This is a genomic window from Hymenobacter chitinivorans DSM 11115, assembly GCF_002797555.1.
Classification (GTDB): domain Bacteria; phylum Bacteroidota; class Bacteroidia; order Cytophagales; family Hymenobacteraceae; genus Hymenobacter; species Hymenobacter chitinivorans.
In genome coordinates, this window is record NZ_PGFA01000002.1 from 252,147 (window position 1) to 271,090 (window position 18,944).

An 18,944-nucleotide genomic window follows, 5' to 3' on the forward strand; every position below is an offset into this window, starting at 1 on the left:
TACTCGGCCAACACAACCGGCCCCGGTAGTCAGCGCCTGACTATTGGGGTCGGTTTGTGTTTAATGTGGCTTCTGCTCCCTGCTTCGCTGGGCCGGGCTTGGGCTTTTTCTTGACCACGCTGATGTGGCCGTTGCGCTCCAGATACACCTGGTCGATGCCTTCGAGGGAGGCGCGGTGCCCGCCGTGGCGCAGGCCCTCGAGCAGGTCGTTGTGGCTAATGCTGGCCCGGCGCATGTTGTCCTCGCAGTAGCGCCCGTCCTTGACCAGTTGAACGGGCGCACCTTTGATGAGGCGGCCAATAAACTTGCTGCGAAAAGCGGCCCAGGCCAGCAGGCGGTGCAGCAGCACCAGCACTGCACTGGCCAGCAGCGTGGCCCCAAACGGCGAGGCCGCCACAATGGCCCGGCTCAGCACGGCTCCCAGAATAATTTTGAGTACCATGTTGAAGGCGCTGCTGCTGGCAAACGTCCGCTTGCCCGAGAGCCGCAGCAGCGCCAGGGCCACCAGAAATACCACCACGGCCCGGGCGCACATCTGCCCGGCGGTGATGCTGTGCGAGTCGGCCTCCAGGCCTAACAGTTCGTGCCAAAGGTCTTCCATGCGTGAGTCAGGGCGCTGCTTTGCGGAAAGCTTGCTGGGCGTGCTCCACCAACGTGCGGGCTCGTTTGGCCCCCACCCGGCGCACGGGCACAAACTGCCGGCCGGCCGCCTCATTATACGAGCGGAAGAAATGCTCGATTTCCTGTAGCAACTGAGCCGGCAAATCGGTGGTGTCGTGCAGGTGCTGGTGCTGGCGGCTGCTGGCCGATACGGCCAGCAGCCGGTCGTTGCGCTCCGTGTGGCCGTTCTCGGTTTGCTCGGCTTCAATGGCCCCAATCAGGCGGGCTTCGAGCAGGCAGCCGGCAAAAGCGGGAGCATCCATGAGCACCAGCACGTCGAGCGGGTCGCCGTCGGGGCCCAGGGTGGAGGGTACGAAGCCGAAATCGTAGGGGAAGCTGGAGCCCTCGGGCAAGGTGCCTTTGAGCTTGAAAAGCTGCGTTTCGGGGTCGTAGGCAAACTTGTTGCGGCTGCCCTTGGGCGTTTCAATAACCACGTGCAGGTGGCCCGAGGGCTGATGCCAGGCGGGCAGGGAAAACAAGGCTGAATTCATCGGCGGCAGGGTAGGAGGAGTGCTTATACTGCCGCCGAATCAGGAAGTTGTTAGCGTTGAGCTGGAAACTAAGCACAGTTCAGCGCAAACTGCTATTTTGCTCGCCTCATTCATCTATCTACCCTTTTTCACGCTTTATGCAGTCACGTTTTACCCGCATCGCCTTCCTGCTCGCTTTGTTGGTGCTGCCCCTGTTGCCGCACCGGGCCGCCGCGCAGGCCGGCAAGTACACCTACATGCAGATGACCACCATTGAGTCAGTAATTGCCGGCGGCATGGGCCGCTCGAAGGTTTCGTTTACGCCCGAGTTTAAGGGGGCCAAAGAAGCTCCCCTGGAAAACCTGTTCAGCCTCACCGGCCTGAACATGGGCAATCTGCGCGGCAACGAGGAAGCCATCAACTCCTACATGCAGAAGATTTCCGACGACGGCTGGGAGCTGGTTACCTCCGTGCCCCTGACGTACTCCTTGCAGGGCAGTGGCCTGTTCATGACCCGCTATATTTTCCGCAAGGCCAAGTAGCAGCGTATAGCCGCAAAAAAGGCCCCGGACGTGCGCGTCCGGGGCCTTTTTGCTTATAACGGGAAATGGGCCTAGCGGCCGAAATCGTCCTGCACGCGCACGATGTCGTTTTCGTCGGAAGGCTGCTGGGCGTCGGTGTGCTGCCAGATTTCGGCAATCATACCCCAGTCGTCGAGGCCCACGAGGCGGTGCCGCTCGCCCTGGCGCAGCATGATGGTCTGGCCCGGGCCGTGGGTTTGCAGCGGGCCTTCCTCATCGGTGGCGCTGGTGATAATGCCCACTGTGCCACGCACCACCTTCCAGATTTCGGCCCGGCGGTGGTGGTACTGCCACGACAGGCGCTGGTGGGGCGCTACGAGCAGAATCTTGGGGCTGAGCTTGCCCGAAATGCGCAGCTGCTCCACTGGCAGGCCGCCGAAGTAGGTATCGGCAAACTGCTGGGCCTGGTCTTCGCTGAGCACGAAAAAACCGCCCCAGGGCCGGGTCTGGTCCCGCTGCATAATGCCAAACCCCTGGGTGTGGAGCTGCTGCTGGGTTTGCTCGAAGAGCTGTTGTTTGGACAAATCGGGGCTCATACGCGGAAAGGGAGAGTAGTGCGGAAAGAAGGGCTAGGGCTGAAAAATACAAGAATTGCCGGGAATAACCCAAACTCGGCAGCAAAGAAAAACCGGTGGCTAGCGGGCTTCCTTGGGTTCCTGGGAGCGGTGCAACGACGAGTCGCGGATGATGAGCTCGGGCTTGAGCATGAGGTGGGGCGGCTCGTAGGCGGGGCCCCGCTTGAGCAGCTGCAGAAACAGGCGCACCGCAGTTTCACCCATCTGCTCGGCCCGCTGGTCAACCACCGTCATCTGGGGCTGGGTCATGGTCGTGAAGGGCTCGTTGCTGAAGCAGGCCAGGGCAATATCCTGGGGCACGCGCAGCTGTTTTTCACGCAGCACCTCCAGGGCACCCACCGAGGGAATGGCGTAGGCGGCAAAAATCCCGTCGAGCGGGGGCTCCAGGGCCAGCAGGTGCTGCATGCCCAGGCGGCCGGCCTCGTGGGTCAGGGCCGGCAACGCGTACACCCAGTCTTCCTCGAAGGGCAGGCCGTGGTCGGCCAGGGCCGCCTTGTAGCCCAGAAACCGGTTGCGGCTGGTATTCAGGTGCTGGGGCCCGGCCAGGTGCACAATGCGGCGGCAGCCCTGCTCGATGAGGTGGCGCACCGACTGATACGCGCCCTGAAAGTCGTCGAGGATGACGGCCATACTGCGCGGCAAATCCGGCACCCGGTCGAAAAATACCAGCGGGGTGCCCTGCTGCCGCACTTGTTCGAAGTGCTGCATGTCGTCGTAGGTCGTGGCCGACACCGACACCAGGATGCCTTCGACCTGGGCCGCCAGCAGGGCCTCGATGTTGCGCTGCTCGCGCTTCAGGTCTTCGTTGCTCTGGCAGAGCAGCACGTTGAAGCCTTCCCGGGTGGCCACTTTCTCGATGCCATTCATGACGGCCGGAAAAAAGTAGCCTTTGATGTGGGGCACTATTACGCCCAGGGTTTTGCTGTGGCCCCGGCGCAGGGCGGCGGCCAGCTGGTTGGGGCGGTAATTGAGCTCCTGGGCCGCCTGCCGCACCCGCTCCTTAGTCGTTTCGCTGATGTCGTGGTGGTCGGCCAGGGCCCGGGATACGGTGGAGGCCGAAACGCCCAGGTGCTGGGCCAGGTCCCGGAGTGAAGTTTGCTGTTTTTTGATGGCCATGGGTTCTGACGGAAGAAAAGGCAAGGGAAATCCGACTAGTTCTTAGGGCCGGGCGGGTTGGCCTGGGTGCCAAAATAGCCCGCCGAAGCCGCATTTGCAGCATCTATTTTCATACCGCCAAGCCAGCCAGGGCCGCCGCCACCCGCATTCGGGGTAGTCTTCGGGCCCTAGCGTAGTTGAGCTAAATAGGTTTATCCTACTTTTGGGCCTCAAATTCAGAAAATGCCGCCATGGCCAGCAAGGTGAAAAAACGCACGTTGATCAACGATATAGCCAGTCACCTGCAGGTGTCCATTGCCACCGTATCGTTGGTATTGAACGGCAAAGCCAAGCAAAGCCGCATCAGCGACGCGGTGGCCCAGCGGGTGCTGGCCTACGTGGAGGAGGTCGGCTACAAGCCCAATCAGCTGGCCAAAAGCCTGCGCACCGGCAAAACCCACGTCATTGGACTGGTGGTGGAAGATATTTCCAACCCGTTTTTCGCCACCGTAGCTTGGCTGATTGAAAAGCAGGCCTTCGAGCGGGGTTACCGCATTATTTACTGCAGCACCGACAACGACCCGGCCAAGACCCGGGAGCTGATTTCCATGTTTCAGGAGCGGCACGTCGACGGCTTCATCATCGTGCCCTCCGAGGGTATTGAGAAGGAGGTCGGCGCCATCCTGCGGGAGCACACGCCCACCGTGCTCTTCGACCGGCTCCTGCCCGCTTTGCCCACCAATTACGTCGTGGTGGACGGCGCCCAGGGCACCTACGCGGCTGCTGGCCACCTGCTGGAGCAGGGCTACCGCCACATTGCCTTTGTCACCACCGACTCCCAGCAAACCCAGATGGAAGAGCGCCTGCGCGGCTACACCCGGGCCCTGCACGAGCACAACCTGACCCCGCTGGTGAAGCGCGTGACGGTAACCAAGGAAACAGAGAAATTAGTGGCCGACATCCAGGAGTTCATTCAGCACACGACTCCCTGCGACGCCATAATCTTCGCCACCAACTACCTGACCATTTACGGCCTAGAGGCCATCAACCACCTGCAGCGCCGTATTCCGGCCGACCTGGCCATTATTTCCTACGACGACCACGACCTGTTCCGGCTCTATTCCCCGGCCATTACCGCCATTGCCCAGCCGGTCGAAAGCATTGCCAAAAACGTCATCGACATCCTGCTCCAGGAGCTGCAGCACCCCACCGAGCCCGTGGCCGAGCCTGCCTACCAGGTGGTGCTACCCACCGAGTTGCTTATTCGCTGCTCGTCCCTGCGCCAGGGCAGACAGCCGGAGTAAGACGGCCCCCGCTACTGTCGGCCGTTAGTCAGCGCCCAGCGCCGCCGGTTGGGCGGCTTTAGCGGTTTGGTCCCAGTGCTGCTGCACGCTGGGGAAGCTGACTTCGACCCAGTCGGCCAGGGCCCGTACTTTCTGGGCGGCCTGCTGGCCCAGGGGCGTCAGGCTGTATTCCACGTGGGGCGGCACTACCTCGTAGGCCACGCGGCGCACCAGGCCGTCGGCTTCGAGCCACTGCAGGGTTTGGGCCAGCATCCGCTCACTTACGCCGTCAATTTGGCGCCGCAACTCACTAAAACGCCGGGTTTCTCCATCCAATACCATCAGGGCCAGCACGCCCCAGCGGCTGGTAATGTGCTTGAGCACCGTGCGCGACGGGCAGCCGGCTGAGAGTAGGTCGCCGCGCTGCAGCTTGTCGGTGAGGGAGAAGGGAGGAGCAATTTTTTTCATACTTACCTTTCTGTGCGTACTTACTTTGCGTAAGTATACCACCTACTTTTGTTTCGTTCCTCATTTAATCGACGAAACCATGAAAATTGCCATCACCGGGGCCACGGGCCAGCTCGGCCGCCTCGTTATCGAAAAACTCCAAGCCAAGGTAGCCGTCGACCAAATCGTGGCCCTGGTTCGCAACCCGGCCAAAGCCACCGACCTGGGCGTCGAGGTCCGGGAAGCCGATTACAGCCAGCCCGCCACGCTCAGTACAGCCCTGGCCGGCGTGGATACGCTCCTGCTAATTTCCTCGAGCGAAGTCGGGCAGCGGGCCACCCAGCACCGCAACGTTATTGCGGCCGCCAAGCAGGCTGGCGTCACGCGCGTGGTGTATACCAGCGTGCTGCACGCCGATTCGTCGCCGCTGAGCCTGGCTGAAGAGCACCGCGCCACGGAAGCCGACCTGAAATCCTCGGGCCTGACGTATACCCTGCTGCGCAATGGCTGGTACACGGAAAACTATACCGGCTCGGTGCAAGGGGCCGTGGCCGGTGGAGCTTTTATCGGCAGCGCCCGGGAGGGTCGGATTTCCTCGGCCACCCGCGCTGATTTTGCCGAGGCCGCTGTAGCAGTACTCACTGGCCCTGGCCACGAAAACAAAACCTACGAGCTGGCCGGCGACGAGTCGTACACCCTGGCCGAGCTGGCGGCGGAAATTTCGCGCCAAACCGGCAAGGACATTCCCTACCGTGACCTTCCCGTGGCTGATTACGCGGCGGCCCTCACCGGCTTCGGCGTGCCCGAGGGCTTCGCGCACGGTATTGCCAGCTGGGATGCTGACGCCGCCACTGGGGCCCTGTTTGATGACAGCCATCGGCTTTCCCAGCTGATTGGCCGCCCCACGACGCCGTTGGCCACGGCCGTTGCCGCCGCGCTATAGCAGCATTGATAGAAAGAATAGGGTAGGCAGTAAAACGCTTGGTCCTAAAACAGAACAGCCCTTTGAACGCAAGTCCAAAGGGCTGTTCTGTTATTGAGCGAGAAACGAGGTTCGAACTCGCGACCCTCAGCTTGGGAAGCTGTGTATAGTGCTTCCTTATAGCTACTCGTTATTTGCTAAAATGCCTATTAATGTGCTTTAATGACGCTTTTTGTTGTTGGAGCTTGTTGTGAGTATTAGTCTTTTTATCACCTTTGTGTAAACCGCCGTGTAAACCGAAGCGGTTTACACCAATGAGCAAAACGACTGCACACAAAGAAGGCAAGGCTACCGTCCGGGTGGTGTACTACACTAGCAAGACTCTTTCCGATGGTTCACACCCCTTCATGTTATGTGTCACTAAGGATCGGAAGAGGAAATACATTGCCACTGGCTACAGTCTGCTTCCAAAGTATTGGAATGGCAAGGCTAAGTCCGATGCGGCTCGCATCCGCAGTAGCTATCCAGGCGACGCAAAAGATCTTTGGCGCAAGTTGGATGCAAAAGCTGTTGCCTACGAAAAAGCGGCTGAGGACTTAGCTGAGGCTGATGAGCAGCACGACACTGAGACCATTCTAAGGAAGGCAACGGAAGCCCGCAAAGCGGGACGGCGGGTAAAACTGCTAGCCTACATCGAAGAGTTAGCCGCCGGCATGGCGGCAGTTGGACAGATCGGTAACGCTGGCGTGTACCGAGACTTGGGTAACCAGCTGGCCAAGTTCATTGGAGACGAGGCTAATGCACCGGAGCCTCCACTAGGCAAAGGGCAGGAGGAGGAAAAGGCCGCATGGGTGCAGCAGTATGATGTGCCATTCTCTCGGTTAACAGTATCCTTTTGCAACGAATGGGAGGCAACTCTGCGTGCCACTGGTATAGAAGAAATTACACTCTCGCTTCGTTTTCGCACCCTACGGGCTGTATTGAACAAAGCCATAGCAAATGGCTTCGCTAAGCCTGAGCATTATCCCTTCGCCCGTAATACGGCTGAAAAGCACAAGTTCAGCGTCGGGAAGTTTGATATCAGCACCCAAAAGCGGGCTATATCTCGCGACGAACTACGGAAGCTGGAAGCTCTGCAAACGACTTCAGACCGGGCCCAACTAGCTAAAGATGTATTCCTGTTTATCTTCTTCTGCGGAGGCATTAATTTCGTTGACCTAGCACAGCTCCGCTGGAGCAACCTCAACGGCCCAGCCGACGCACAAAGACTTACCTACGTGCGGCAAAAGACCGGCGGCAAGTTCAATATGAAGCTCTTGGCCCCCGCTGCTGCCATTCTGGAAAGCTACCGGGCTTTTACCTATGCGAGCCCCAGCAGCTACATCTTCCCGGTGCTTGACCAAACCAAGCACCTCAGTCCAATGCAAATCAAAAACCGCCTGCATAAGGTGCTGGGACAGGTAAATGCCGACCTGAAGGCCCTGGGCCAGCAGGCGGGTATTGCCACACCGCTAACGACCTATGTAGCCCGACACAGCATGGCAACGGTCCTTAGAAAGAGCGGAGCCAGTACGGCCGTTATCTCGCAGGCGATGGGCCATAGCAGCGAAGCGGTTACTGCCATCTACTTGGAGTCTTTCGCTGCCGAGGTAGTAGACGATACCTTTGACGCGCTGCTTTGATTACCCGTATGAGCCAATAAATAAGCGCCTAAGCGCATAGTTAGCCTTAGAATAAAGTTTTGAGCCTCAAACGGCTTAATATGTAATAATGTATCATACGCCCACAAAGGCCACAGTTGATGTGCTTAAGTGATAAACTGCATAGCCAGGGTTAGCGTATGACAAGCTCCTTTACCAAGAATTGACTTTACTAGGCGTCTAAGTTACATAGAGTAGGCAGTAGAATGATTAGGTGTCCTGTGAGAGCATAACCCACAGATTTTACATCGTTCACTTCTAAATAACGCCAACTCATGTCGTCCTACTATCAAAAAGTAGAAGCGGCTCGGCTTTTTGTCGAGCAAGGGAATTTTCCGGATCGGATAGAAAGTCACGGAACCCGCTGGAGAGGGAAGCCCTACCATGTCATATACTATCCATCTTTCAAAGGCTACTTCCGCTGGATGGTTCTTGGGGAGCGAGATAGTGTTGATGAGTATGGGTACACATGCTGGGGGTTTGACATGAAGACCTGGGCAGATGGCTACGATCTTCTAGAATCGCCTTTGGCCACAGATGAGGTCACAGCTTGGCTGGAATTTCATTACGGCAGCTTGTCGGACTTGTATGATTACCAATACCTATCCGACCTTCTGGTTGCTAAAGGTGTCGAGGTTAATTGGGCCAACAGTTCACGGGAACGAGCGTTTCAGTGGATACAAACCAAACTTGATCAGTTAACCCATACATCATCTATCCCTAATGAAGTTGGGTTGAGATAGTATGGCACTCAAACCGAGTTCATAGAATTGATATATGCTACAATAGCAGCTCGACGGTTGAAGGTGATAGGTAAGAGAGGAAGAGATGCAGCTATCAATCGTCTGATGGAGTTGTTGAGCGTTCCTAACGGTACACCTGTGCGTGTGGTGATTAATGATATCCTCAGGAAGCGTAACAGCGACAACCAGACCCCATTTTTGAACCTGTTGATAGAGGAGTTTTTGACTAAGGCGAACGAAGATGAGTGAAATCTCACCTACGTAGGCCGATGTAGGTGACAGGCGGATGGAGAAGAAGTTCCTTTGCATCATGAACCGGATTAAACCAGAACTCATCTTCATGAACGCAACGGAACCCGGCTTTCCGCATCTACAGCGGCTGCTGCCTTACGGTGCCGTAACATCTCTAGCCAAGAAGTTCGGTATTTCAGCTACTGCGGTAAGTAAAGCCCTTAAGAATAGAAAGCCAGGCAACCCCGTGGTTCAGGAAGCTGTGCGCATGGCGCAGGAGAGCGGGGCACTTAGTGCAGCTCAGGTACTAGCCAGTCTGCCCTCAGCCTAATTCATCCTTTCACTTCAAACTCATTTTTTCCGCCTGTCAAGGCTGGCAGGCACACTTTTCTCCAACTTTTTTCTATGAACCACAACCCTTTCGAGCTTCTGCACAGCCACTTGTGCCGGTTGGAAGCGCTAATCATGGAACAGATCTCAAACGCAAAAGCGGAGCCTAGTGCCACCGAAGTTGGTGGCTTGGCCTTGGCTCAAGAGATTACCCGTTTGAGCAAGCCCCGGATTTACGGGCTGGTTTCAGCACGTGAAATACCTCACTACAAACGTGGCAACAAGTTGTATTTCCACCGAGAAGAGCTACTAGCCTGGGTTACGGCTGGAAAGCGGAATGTTCACCAAAATGTACGTTAAAACATGGAACTGCTTAACAACTCACATAGCTCTCAGCAGCGTGATTCAGGCGATGACTCTATGACTTTGTGTCAACGCTTCCCTGAGCTTCTTGCAATGTTGGATGAATTGCCACTCTTGAATTTCCACCTTTCTGCTGTTGCAACGCGTAACCTTTGCCGTCGTTTTAAAATTGAGAAGGGGACACTTTACAGCTTATGGAACGAGTTTCACTCTCAGCATTGTCGCCAGAAATTGAAGGGGAAAAAGCGGCGTCAAGCTGAATTAATCGCTCTGCTAAGTGTTCCCAGTTTTGATGCTCAGGTTGCCCGCAGGGGGGAATACCTATCGCGCCATGCTAGGCGTGTCAAGTGGTTTAAGAAAAGTCAATGATCAACATCTCATTGTCATCTGACGATCGGGAAGCGAATCAGGCTTTGGCTCAGCCTCTTGTCAAAGTTGCTTCAGACTGGCCAATACCGGCTTCTCTTACTCCCCGTTTGTTGTCTGTTCCACCCTTTGATGATACAATGTTCCCGGAGGCGATTCGTCCCAGCCTCCGGGACATTGCCCATCGGATGCAGTGCCCACCAGACTGGCTAGCTGTAGCTTGGATCGTCATGATGGGGTCAGTAGTAGGCAACCGCTGCGGCATCTGGCCTAAGCAACACGACACAAGCTGGTTTGAGGTGCCAAATCTGTGGGGAGCTATTGTTGCGGAACCTTCAAAGCTTAAGACACCCGCCCTTAATGCTGCCATGGGTCCCATGAAGCAGCTGGAGAACACAGCCAAAGCCGAGTTCAATCGCCAATCACGCTTGCATGAAGCTGATGCCGACTTGCTGAAGGCGCGTAAGGACGCCATCCGGAAACGGATGGGAAAGGCAGCCGAAAAACAAAATGAGGACGAGTTGCATGGATTGAAACATGAGTTGGCTAACCTTGAAGCAGCTGAGGTCCCTGTTGCTCGTCGCTACATAATCAACGATAGCACGGTTGAGAAGCTGTGCGAACTACTAGTGGTCAACCCACGGGGGCTAATGGTCTTTCGAGATGAGCTCATGGGGCTGTTATCAAGCTGGGAGAAGCAGGGCAGGGAAACCGACCGACAGTTCTTCCTTGAAGCTTGGAACGGAACAGGCGATTACAGCAGTGACCGAATAGGGCGTGGTTCATTACACATTCCCAATTGCTGCCTCTCGCTGTTAGGAGGTATCCAGCCCGACAAATTGTTGCATTACCTCCGAGAGTCATTAAATGGGAATAATGATGGCATGACGCAACGCTTCTCTTTGCTATCGTGGCCGGATTCGCGCCCATTTAAGTATACTGACGCTACACCCGATGAAGCTGCGCAATTGCAAGCAGCTGAATTGCTTCGGCGGTTAGATGCTCTGAACCCTATTGAAGCTGGCGCCATTCAACATTCAAGTGGCAAGCGGATTGGCTTCCACTTTGATGCAGCTGCCCAGAGTATGTTCATCGAATGGCTGGTTCCATGGCAAAACATGCTGGAACAAAGCAAAGAGGTGCCACCTCTGATACAGCACTTAGCTAAGTTTCGCAAGCTGTACCCTTGTCTGGCTTTGTTGTTTCATCTGCTTGACGTGGTAGACGGAAAGGTTGAGGTAGGACCCGTGAGTTCATCAGCAGCCGAACTGGCCGGTAAATGGTGCGACTATTTCGCAGCGCATGCCCGCCGCCTTTATGCTTATGGTTGCAGAGTCACTGGAGCGGCTACGTTAGGTGAACACGTTAAGGCCGGAGACTTGCTGGAGCGCTTCACACTTCGCGATGTGCAGAGGAAAAATTGGCAGGGGCTTAATGACCGAGGGAGTGTGCAGAGTGCCCTTGATGAGTTAGTAGAAGCTGGTTGGCTACGGGAAATGGCTTCCAAAATCGTCGAGCAAGGACGCCCCCGCTCGACGACGTACGAAACGAACCCCCGTCTTTTCATAGAAAAAGGCTAAAGCTCGAACTGACAAAACCGACAGAAGTCTTTTTGTCGGTTTTGTCAGTTCGAGCTTTTAGTAATAAACGGAATTTTTCAGCCGACCAAAGAGAAACGAAGCAGGTAAGCAGTGCTATTGGTAGTAGGTGCGGCACAGGTAGAACAGGGTATTAATAGCCTGCCGGAAGTAGAGGCGCTGTTTGCGTTGCATATGTTATGGCAGCCAGCGGTTAACCCGCTACTGTGATTCGGTAAAAGGAATAACCGTCAACCATAAGGGGTAGAGGAGCTTACTAACTCTCGTTTCAACTCACCGGCTCATTTCCTTTCAACCACAACCTAATCTTCAAACACTCCCTAAGGATTAAGATAGTGCCTGGACGTCATTGGCAAGCTACGCGGTATGAAACCGGCCAGGACGGCGCTTAATTGGCGCGGACGTAATCGAGAGCTTCGTTCCTGCGTACAGGCTAGTGAACCGCTCCTGTACCATTGATTTCGTGGGCCGGCCTTCTTTCCAGAGGGCTTCCAAAATGCCTTTAAGAGAGATTAGACATTCTGTAGTCCAAGGCTTGAAGGAGGCGACGAAGCAATGCGTCTTCGGGTTGTATTCGATGAAGTCGAACAACGGTCTTATGATCCATGAGGGCTCTTCATGAGTGTCGTTGGGATCTGTCCATGATACCCGGTGTACGACATTGGTATAGGCAATATCTTCGAGTAGCTGCCGGCCGGTTGCCGGAAGTAGATTGGTAATAGTCGAAGCCGGTACACGCACTTCCTGCAAGTCAGAAACGGAAGGATCCCAAGTTTTCACCAAGGCTATGAATAGGTCCCAAGCGTGGCTGTATATCCAGGGCGAAGAGCGGGTGATAGTGGTGGTTAGTGCCATGTGCGTGTATCAATATCGCGAAGTTAATAGATTGGAGGTGATAATGACATATATGTCATTGTGAGCGACCGGTAGGTCGGTATTCTTTACCGGCTGAATGGGAGATAGGAATACTTCGTCGCTACTACAAGAGATTGCACGACGACTCAAGGCCTTACGCGAGAGCCAGCAGCGAACCTTACAAGAGGTATACGATGCCACCGGCATCCACATTGCCCGCATCGAGGCGCGCCGACAGAATGTAACCCTTGCTACCCTGGCTGCTCTTTGCCAGTACTACCACACCTCTCTCTCGGATTTCCTTCTGGATATAGAGCAAGTCGCCGACACTTCCTTTCCGTCTGAAAAGCCAGATGCCTAATCGGCTGGGTGTTTCGACTTTATGGTTCCTAAGGCGTAGCTGCAAAAGGAAGCGTTTTCCCTTTGCTTAGTGGGGGGGGGCTAACATGAGGATGCCTTGCTCTCCGAGGTACGTAAATTTTTTTTTGACAGCTTATCTATGCTTTTACATGAAATGTTTTTGAGCATTACGTGCTTGTGTTGAATGTTTTTGAACTTGCATCTAAAAACTGGCGATCATTGTAATTGTAAAACAGCAACCTTCTGCACATGAGGCAGCTATCCTGCTGAAATACAAACGTCTGTTTGTTGATTCGTCAGAAACAAAGCAAAGCCGTTGGTTACAGAGCACAACTCCCTTTTGAGTTGTGAGGGCTGTCTCGTTGAAAGTCCCCATTGAGTAGCCCAGCCTAGTACGCTACCAACTCCCGGCCTTTGTGGCAGTTATCCAGCTTAAATTATACAGTTGTCCCTCTAACACCTGCGGCAGCGAGTGGAAGTGGGCGAGGTGGTAGGTCTCCACCTCCAGCCTATGGATTAATCACCTCTAAGGCACGCTGAGGCACCTCATAAGCTGGTTGCTATAGCTATTTCAGCAATTGTGAGTCTAATACTTGGGCCTAGCAGGTCAAACAGTCATTCGTTTTCACTCGTCTCGCCAACTAAGATGAATCGCAGGTCTCATACCAGCATAGCTGTTAGCTATGCATTTCTAAACCTAGCATGAGGCGAAGAGACGCCATATAGGTTCCTTCGCCCTAGGGTTACTGCCGCCTTCTACCCGTAGCTAGTGGTTATCACTGCTATACTTAACACGAAGCTTTTAAATGATGCAATGAGTTGGCAGAGTATGCGCTTTCCTGAGATAAATGAATTGCATACTTTTCAAAATCATTTGTCAATCAAATTTCGCATATCAACTTCTTCGCAACCAAATTATGGAAGAACTATACATAGTCCCACAAACCGTTGAAAATGAAGATTTCCTTGACGAAGGTCAGCCCGAGGTCTTGGACGTCAACGCCGATGAGCGTAAAATCATCTGGCAGGCTAAGGACTTCTCTATTCGTGAATTCTCAAGCATGACTACCGATGGGGAGTTAATTCTTCAGCCCGAGTATCAACGCAACTTTGTGGCCTCCGCCTCCATCTCTAGCCGCCTCATTGAAAGCATCCTTATGGATGTACCTATTCCAGTCATCTACCTGGCTCAGGAACGCGACGGTACTTTTTCTGTTATTGATGGCCAGCAGCGCCTCACTTCATTCCTCTCCTTCGTCAACGGCAAGTACCCCAACGGCGATGAGTTCAAGCTTACTGGTCTTACGGTGCTAACTGAGCTGAACCGTCAAACCTTCGTGCAGTTGTCGAGAGAATTGCAAACCAAAATACGTACTACCACTATTCACTCCATTATCATCAAAAAGGAGTCGAATGATGATATCAAATTTGAAATATTTGAGCGCCTGAACACTGGCTCTACCAAGCTCAATGAGGACGAAATTCGCAATACTGTGTACCGCGGTGCCTATATCAAACTCTTATCCGAGCTGGCGGCTAATCCTACATTTCATGAGCTAGTGCGCAAAGAGAACTTCCGTAACCGCATGGTGTACCGGGGTATGATACTCCGTTTCTTGGCAGTTTCGGAGAAGTCTTATCTGAATTATAAGTCCTCGATGATGCAGTTCTGTAACAAAGAATTGCGCGACAATCAGCACTTAGCACCAGCTAAGGCCAAAGAATACCGTCAGCGTTTCGAGCATTGCCTAAGTTTGGTAAAAACGGTGTTTGGGGCTAATGCCTTTCGCCGCTATATCCCTGCCACTACTACCACTCTTGGCCGGTGGGCCGAAGGGCAGATAAATATGGCTCTGTTCGATTTGCAGATGGTTGGTTTCGTCAACTACTCGCAAAACGACGTTCTTCGCAACGCCGACTTCATCCGAGAGGGCCTGCTTGACCTAATGGCCGAAAACGAAGAGTTTCAACTGCTCATTGGCTACAAAACATCGGACACCGACAACGTACGCCGCCGCTTCCGGATTTACTTCGATATGCTTGAGCGCATCATTGGCGACTCCAACTACAGTCAACGCACTTTTTCCCCGCAGCTCAAAACCAAGCTTTTCAAAGAAAACCCCGTTTGTGCCATATCCGGACAGCAAATCTTAACCATCGAGGACGCTGAAGTTGACCATATCATTCCCTACAGCAAAGGAGGCCCGACCTTGCCCGAAAACGCTCAATTGGTACTACGCTACTTCAACAGGGCGAAAAAAGACAAGCTTGTTGATGCAAATTAGGTTTAAGATAGTAGCTCTCCAGTCCTGCTAGTATTTTCTAGTATTTTTAGCTTTCTTAGCTGAAGTAAGCTAAAATCCATCTTCAATTGCTATTGATTTAATATTCTATTGTGGGTCACGAACGAGTAGGTCTGTTGCCTCGTAGCCGCCGCTGGCAAGCGGTAGTGACGGGCATTACTGCCTTCTCGGGTGGCAACGACACAACGGCTGCTTTGGCATCTGCAACGATGCGCAATGCAGCCTCACAGTTCGTTGCTATGCAGCGTGACGAAGGCGTTATTGATTCATTTTCCTGCTTGCTGTTGCTGGTCGATGCCAGTAAAAAGAGCGACCCACTGGCTTACCTAGCTTCTGCTGGTCTGCCATTATCTGCTGAATTCACCACGCTGGAGTTAGCCCGTGTGCTTAAGCAGCATCTGCAGGCTCGTTCCTCTAATCAAGAATACAGTGCCTTTGCCTCTCAGGCATTGGTGGATACTGTACGGCAATGGACTCAACAGCAACAGAGCCAGCAGCTACTGGCTTTTAGCGGCAGCTCCGACTCCTTTGAACCGTGGCGTAAGGCGGCAAGCCCTGCTGGTTTTAGCGAGTTGAGCCACCTTTTTTTCGGCTCCTTTCTCAGCCGCTACCTAAGCTATTTCCTCGAGCGCGAAGCATCAGCCCGCATTGCCACAATGGTGGACCGCGAGGTATTTGCGACTCGCCTTAAAGATCATTCTCGTGAAATAACTGCCTCGGCGCTCGACACCGCCAAAGTCACTGAATCATTTGCTGTTGGTTGGTACACCAACCACGCTAAAAAGAAGCTGCCTGCTAAAGCAGTAGTGATCAAGTTTCTGGGCTATGCGCTAACCAAGCTGAGCCGAACTTTAACGTACAACGACCACAGTGAGCGGCGCTAACCCTTACATCATTCAGTGTAATGATGCGCCGCTTTCTGCCAAAACGAAAGCTGCTGCCAAACCACGCTTTCTGCACCTGGCCACGGTGGATGTGCCTGGCCAGCCCCGGAACCTGACGTTGGACATCGAGCAGTTCGACCAGGTAGTGCACTTGGTTGATGACCGTATTCGGGATTTACTCGAAATAGCAGCTTTCGTCTATGGTGCCGACCGGCTGATCGACCGTGGCAACCCAAGCCAGTTTGAATACAGCAATTGGGCCCGTAGTCTGGTCTTTCATATACCGGTGCGTGACCTTGCTTTTTGGCAACAACCAGCTGTTACCGCTGCCTTGTGCCAGGTGCTGCTCTATCTATCTGGCGACAAGGAATACTGTTTTAACTTCTCTCAGGGCAAGAACACGAATCATCAGACTCGCCTGTTCAACATTCCGCCTGCTGGCGGAGTTAAGGCCGGCGACGGTTTGGCTGTTTCGCCCGAAATAGCTCTCTTTTCGGGTGGGCTCGACTCGTTAGCTGGTATTATCGATTTACTAGAAAGAACGACAGGCAAAGTCATACTGACTAGCCACCGGGCCAACTCTAAAACCACCAACGTTCAAACCCGGGTTTACCAACACCTACGAGCTGCCTATCCTGAACGGTTGTTGTATTTTCCATTGGAGTGTCATCTGACGCACCAACGTGCAGTCGAAGAAACACAGCGTACTAGTTTCTTTCTCTACACCGCAGTAGCCTTTGCCTTGGCGCAATCGGTAGGCCATCGTCATATCAACATTTTTGAGAACGGCGTTACTTCTATCAATCTGCCCAAACGCCAAGATTTGATGAACGGCCGTGCCAGCCGCACGACGCACCCCCAGTCGTTACGTTTACTCAATGCGTTTTATACATTATTGGCTAGTGGAGAATTCGTGGTGCGGCATCCTTTTGTTTCCCTCACTAAAACCGAGGTTGTAGAGCTAATTGCCCACCATGGTAAAGCCGAGCTTATCGCCGCCACTGTTACCTGCACCAAGACGTTCAAAAGTTTCGAGCATCGCAGTCACGCGACTCAGTGCGGCTACTGCTCCCAATGCGTTGACCGGCGTTTCGCCATGTTTTCGGCCAGCCTAGATGACCATGACACCACGTACGATTTTGACCTCGCCACTGACTCATTTCCTGAGGATAATATAGAGGCCGCTATCCATGTCAATGATTACCTGAGGCTGGCAGCTCAGCTAAACAAGCTTTCCTTCGATGGCTTCTGCGACGAATATTTTTCGGAGCTGGCCGACCTGATTCCGGCAGGCACCCCCATGCTGGAGCAAACGGAGCAGATGAGTGCTTACTACGAGTTATTTCGCCGCCACAGCGGTAAGGTTAGCCGAGGCATTAAAATACTGTTTGAGCGCCATACGGACCCGCTGCGACCAATTCCACCTAGGTCCATCTATTCATTTGTTAATGACCGCAGCTTCTTACGACCTGAGGTGGAGAAGCTAGCCGAGTTGGTGAGCAAGCAGATGCAGGAAGGTATTCCGCTAGTTTTCCAGCGCCAACGGCCTGGACATGAAAACGTGCTCAACGACGCCGTGGAAGCGTTGCTCAACAGTAACAGAAACCGGTACCTACGCGAATGCCCAACTACGCCGTTTTCATTCAGCAAAGTGATACCCGACCATGAGTTGAACGGGGGCAGCCGTCCACTGTACATCGAATCCAAGCTGCTCAGCAAGAACACTCCACCCAGCAAAGTCACCGATCAACTGATTGCTGACCTTGGCAAATACTGCAACGGCTACACGTTATTTCTGCTGTATGATCCTGACCGTCGAATTCCAAAGGATAGCGACTTGAAGGCCTCGGTGGAAGACCGGTGGCCCTGCCACGTCTGCATCATCCGTTGAAATAAGGTAGCCGTACGGCCAGTTTGTAGAACCGGCTGAATCCATCAATTTTCGATTTCGTGAGTTCTTGCAAGCTCGGAATGCATGGCGCTGGCCGTTCATCCGGCTGCTCAGTGTCCTGCTCGTCCAGCCGATCAGGGTAGATGATTAAGCAGTGAACCACCGTGTTTTCATGTGCCCGCAGCTTTTTGAGCACCTCCTCATCGCGGGCGTAGCCGCTCAGTTGTCGGATGTCGTCGATGATATATTGATCTCGCTGGTAACGTGGCTTGTATTTCGCATCAATGATCCACGGCTCTGGGCCTGGTAGCAGGAAGTCGGGCAGCCCGTAGTAACCTTTGGCTTGTGTCTGGCCGTGCAGAATAGCCTTGCTGCCAAATTGCTTGCGCAACAGTCCTAAAACGTACAACTCAAACAGGTACGCCATATCTATCCAGTGCGGCGGAACGCGTACGGTGCTGAAGTGCTCATCGGCTACGGCCAGCAACGAATAGCCAAAACGTTTCATCAGCAGCCAGCCTACCCGCAACGCGTCAGTGTAGGCCCGGTAGAGCGGATTGTAAGCCGGTGCGGCTTGTTGCCGCACTACTTCCACATCACTCACCAATTCAAAGGCAGGTTCACAAAACCGCAGTAGGGGCTCCAGGGTAAGAACATAGCCCGGAAAATTGCTCAAATAGCGCCTCGCAAATAGCAAAGCTTGCTTCAGCAGCCGGTTCTCTGGAATATCTACGCTGAACTCCGTGAAAGCACAAACCGTCGACAGCGGCCGTTGGCGAAATACTCCTTGCCGTAATGTTTGTCCGACCACAAGTTTCCCCTTGATTCGGCCGCGCAACTCACGAACCACCGGATTGTACCCTTTTTTCAAGCCTTGCCGGACAACATCCTGCAGCAAATACAAGAAATGCCCCACGAGCAGCGGCGTGAGCAAGTCGTCGCGCCGAGGCAGTTCGATAAACGGTGCATTTACATCCAAATGGTACAGTTGACCAACCAGCCCGGCTATTTCCGGGTGCTGCAGGCAGTCAAATAGCATCCGCAGGTGATTGACGCTGTGCTCAGTACCGCTCAGTTTGGGCTGCACGTGCACGGCTAGCTTCTCTGGCTGCAGCCAGTCGGCACCCACGTAGTAGCTCGGTTGAAGATAGCGGCTGCTTCCTTCGCCCATCAGCACCAAGCACTGCTTGTCAGCTGAGCCCCCGAACAATATTTCTGACCGCGCTACCACTGCGTCCGCTGGCAACGGTATTGGTCTATGCTCGCGCCCGGGTAGCAGTTGCATCG

17 protein-coding genes are annotated in these 18,944 nt (G+C 54.0%); 11 read left to right on the forward strand and 6 right to left on the reverse strand.

Annotation, left to right across the window (positions count from 1 at the left end):
- Positions 1-40: 40 nt before the first annotated feature.
- A complete protein-coding gene (locus CLV45_RS14635) occupies positions 41-601 on the reverse strand; it encodes a DUF421 domain-containing protein (RefSeq protein WP_157807520.1) in 561 nt (186 codons plus the stop codon).
- A 7-nt stretch (positions 602-608) separates the two neighbouring features.
- A complete protein-coding gene (locus tag CLV45_RS14640) occupies positions 609-1,151 on the reverse strand; it encodes an inorganic diphosphatase (protein ID WP_100337218.1) in 543 nt (180 codons plus the stop codon).
- A 137-nt stretch (positions 1,152-1,288) separates the two neighbouring features.
- On the opposite strand from CLV45_RS14640, the gene CLV45_RS14645 reads away from it, so the two are divergent.
- On the forward strand, positions 1,289-1,672 hold the full coding sequence (locus tag CLV45_RS14645; RefSeq protein ID WP_100337219.1) for a hypothetical protein: 384 nt from the start codon (positions 1,289-1,291) through the stop codon (positions 1,670-1,672).
- Positions 1,673-1,743: 71 nt separating this feature from the next.
- Here the strand turns inward: CLV45_RS14645 and CLV45_RS14650 are convergent, their stop codons facing one another.
- Together CLV45_RS14650 and CLV45_RS14655 are read right to left on the reverse strand one after the other, a co-directional pair.
- Entirely contained in the window at positions 1,744-2,247 is a 504-nt protein-coding gene (locus CLV45_RS14650; RefSeq protein ID WP_100337220.1) for a cupin domain-containing protein, read from the reverse strand.
- A gap of 99 nt (positions 2,248-2,346) precedes the next feature.
- Positions 2,347-3,402, reverse strand: a complete 1,056-nt coding sequence (locus tag CLV45_RS14655) for a LacI family DNA-binding transcriptional regulator (protein ID WP_100337221.1) — start codon at positions 3,400-3,402, stop codon at positions 2,347-2,349.
- A 242-nt stretch (positions 3,403-3,644) separates the two neighbouring features.
- Here CLV45_RS14655 and CLV45_RS14660 point away from each other — a divergent pair, with 242 nt between their 5' ends.
- Complete coding sequence (locus CLV45_RS14660; protein ID WP_211289951.1) at positions 3,645-4,685, forward strand: LacI family DNA-binding transcriptional regulator; 1,041 nt, start codon at positions 3,645-3,647, stop codon at positions 4,683-4,685.
- A gap of 24 nt (positions 4,686-4,709) precedes the next feature.
- On the opposite strand, the gene CLV45_RS14665 is transcribed toward CLV45_RS14660, so the two are convergent.
- Positions 4,710-5,132 carry a winged helix-turn-helix transcriptional regulator gene (locus CLV45_RS14665; protein ID WP_100337223.1) on the reverse strand — a complete coding sequence of 141 codons (423 nt, stop codon included), beginning with the start codon at positions 5,130-5,132 and terminating at the stop codon, positions 4,710-4,712.
- A 79-nt stretch (positions 5,133-5,211) separates the two neighbouring features.
- On the opposite strand from CLV45_RS14665, the gene CLV45_RS14670 reads away from it, so the two are divergent.
- The 9 genes from CLV45_RS14670 (at position 5,212) to CLV45_RS14715 (ending at position 17,657) form a co-directional block, all read left to right on the forward strand.
- Positions 5,212-6,054 carry an SDR family oxidoreductase gene (locus CLV45_RS14670; protein ID WP_100337224.1) on the forward strand — a complete coding sequence of 281 codons (843 nt, stop codon included), beginning with the start codon at positions 5,212-5,214 and terminating at the stop codon, positions 6,052-6,054.
- A 293-nt stretch (positions 6,055-6,347) separates the two neighbouring features.
- The gene (locus CLV45_RS14675) at positions 6,348-7,715 is read left to right on the forward strand and encodes a site-specific integrase (protein WP_100337225.1); all 1,368 of its coding nucleotides are present in this window, start codon (positions 6,348-6,350) and stop codon (positions 7,713-7,715) included.
- 293 nt (positions 7,716-8,008) lie between these two features.
- Positions 8,009-8,476 (forward strand): hypothetical protein, encoded by a 468-nt coding sequence (locus CLV45_RS14680; protein ID WP_100337226.1) that lies wholly within the window; start codon positions 8,009-8,011, stop codon positions 8,474-8,476.
- A gap of 696 nt (positions 8,477-9,172) precedes the next feature.
- Positions 9,173-9,397 carry a helix-turn-helix domain-containing protein gene (locus CLV45_RS25610; RefSeq protein ID WP_394338490.1) on the forward strand — a complete coding sequence of 75 codons (225 nt, stop codon included), beginning with the start codon at positions 9,173-9,175 and terminating at the stop codon, positions 9,395-9,397.
- A 368-nt stretch (positions 9,398-9,765) separates the two neighbouring features.
- Positions 9,766-11,346, forward strand: a complete 1,581-nt coding sequence (locus tag CLV45_RS14695; RefSeq protein ID WP_100337229.1) for a YfjI family protein — start codon at positions 9,766-9,768, stop codon at positions 11,344-11,346.
- 970 nt (positions 11,347-12,316) lie between these two features.
- The gene (locus CLV45_RS25615; protein ID WP_157807522.1) at positions 12,317-12,580 is read left to right on the forward strand and encodes a helix-turn-helix domain-containing protein; all 264 of its coding nucleotides are present in this window, start codon (positions 12,317-12,319) and stop codon (positions 12,578-12,580) included.
- 916 nt (positions 12,581-13,496) lie between these two features.
- Positions 13,497-14,864 carry a GmrSD restriction endonuclease domain-containing protein gene (locus CLV45_RS14705; protein ID WP_170061871.1) on the forward strand — a complete coding sequence of 456 codons (1,368 nt, stop codon included), beginning with the start codon at positions 13,497-13,499 and terminating at the stop codon, positions 14,862-14,864.
- 110 nt (positions 14,865-14,974) lie between these two features.
- On the forward strand, positions 14,975-15,766 hold the full coding sequence (locus CLV45_RS14710; RefSeq protein ID WP_157807524.1) for a hypothetical protein: 792 nt from the start codon (positions 14,975-14,977) through the stop codon (positions 15,764-15,766).
- On the forward strand, positions 15,753-17,657 hold the full coding sequence (locus tag CLV45_RS14715) for a 7-cyano-7-deazaguanine synthase (protein ID WP_157807526.1): 1,905 nt from the start codon (positions 15,753-15,755) through the stop codon (positions 17,655-17,657). Before CLV45_RS14710 ends, CLV45_RS14715 begins: the two co-directional genes overlap by 14 nt.
- On the opposite strand, the gene CLV45_RS14720 is transcribed toward CLV45_RS14715, so the two are convergent.
- Positions 17,647-18,942, reverse strand: coding sequence for a 5-methylcytosine restriction system specificity protein McrC (locus CLV45_RS14720; protein ID WP_100337233.1), 1,296 nt, complete (start codon positions 18,940-18,942; stop codon positions 17,647-17,649). The two genes, CLV45_RS14715 and CLV45_RS14720, sit on opposite strands and share 11 nt — an antisense overlap.
- Positions 18,943-18,944 lie beyond the last annotated feature (2 nt).

Excerpts from the sequence above, each read along its gene's own strand:
- CLV45_RS14640 (WP_100337218.1), bottom strand. The coding sequence starts at position 1,151 with ATGAATTCAGCCTTGTTTTCCCTGCCCGCCTGGCATCAGCCCTCGGGC.
- CLV45_RS14645 (WP_100337219.1), top strand. The coding sequence starts at position 1,289 with ATGCAGTCACGTTTTACCCGCATCGCCTTCCTGCTCGCTTTGTTGGTG.
- CLV45_RS14680 (WP_100337226.1), top strand. The coding sequence starts at position 8,009 with ATGTCGTCCTACTATCAAAAAGTAGAAGCGGCTCGGCTTTTTGTCGAG.
- CLV45_RS14670 (WP_100337224.1), top strand. The coding sequence starts at position 5,212 with ATGAAAATTGCCATCACCGGGGCCACGGGCCAGCTCGGCCGCCTCGTT.
- CLV45_RS25610 (WP_394338490.1), top strand. The coding sequence starts at position 9,173 with ATGGAACAGATCTCAAACGCAAAAGCGGAGCCTAGTGCCACCGAAGTT.
- CLV45_RS14665 (WP_100337223.1), bottom strand. The coding sequence starts at position 5,132 with ATGAAAAAAATTGCTCCTCCCTTCTCCCTCACCGACAAGCTGCAGCGC.
- CLV45_RS14635 (WP_157807520.1), bottom strand. The coding sequence starts at position 601 with ATGGAAGACCTTTGGCACGAACTGTTAGGCCTGGAGGCCGACTCGCAC.
- CLV45_RS14650 (WP_100337220.1), bottom strand. The coding sequence starts at position 2,247 with ATGAGCCCCGATTTGTCCAAACAACAGCTCTTCGAGCAAACCCAGCAG.
- CLV45_RS14705 (WP_170061871.1), top strand. The coding sequence starts at position 13,497 with ATGGAAGAACTATACATAGTCCCACAAACCGTTGAAAATGAAGATTTC.
- CLV45_RS14655 (WP_100337221.1), bottom strand. The coding sequence starts at position 3,402 with ATGGCCATCAAAAAACAGCAAACTTCACTCCGGGACCTGGCCCAGCAC.
- CLV45_RS14675 (WP_100337225.1), top strand. The coding sequence starts at position 6,348 with ATGAGCAAAACGACTGCACACAAAGAAGGCAAGGCTACCGTCCGGGTG.
- CLV45_RS25615 (WP_157807522.1), top strand. The coding sequence starts at position 12,317 with ATGGGAGATAGGAATACTTCGTCGCTACTACAAGAGATTGCACGACGA.
- CLV45_RS14720 (WP_100337233.1), bottom strand. The coding sequence starts at position 18,942 with ATGCAACTGCTACCCGGGCGCGAGCATAGACCAATACCGTTGCCAGCG.
- CLV45_RS14695 (WP_100337229.1), top strand. The coding sequence starts at position 9,766 with ATGATCAACATCTCATTGTCATCTGACGATCGGGAAGCGAATCAGGCT.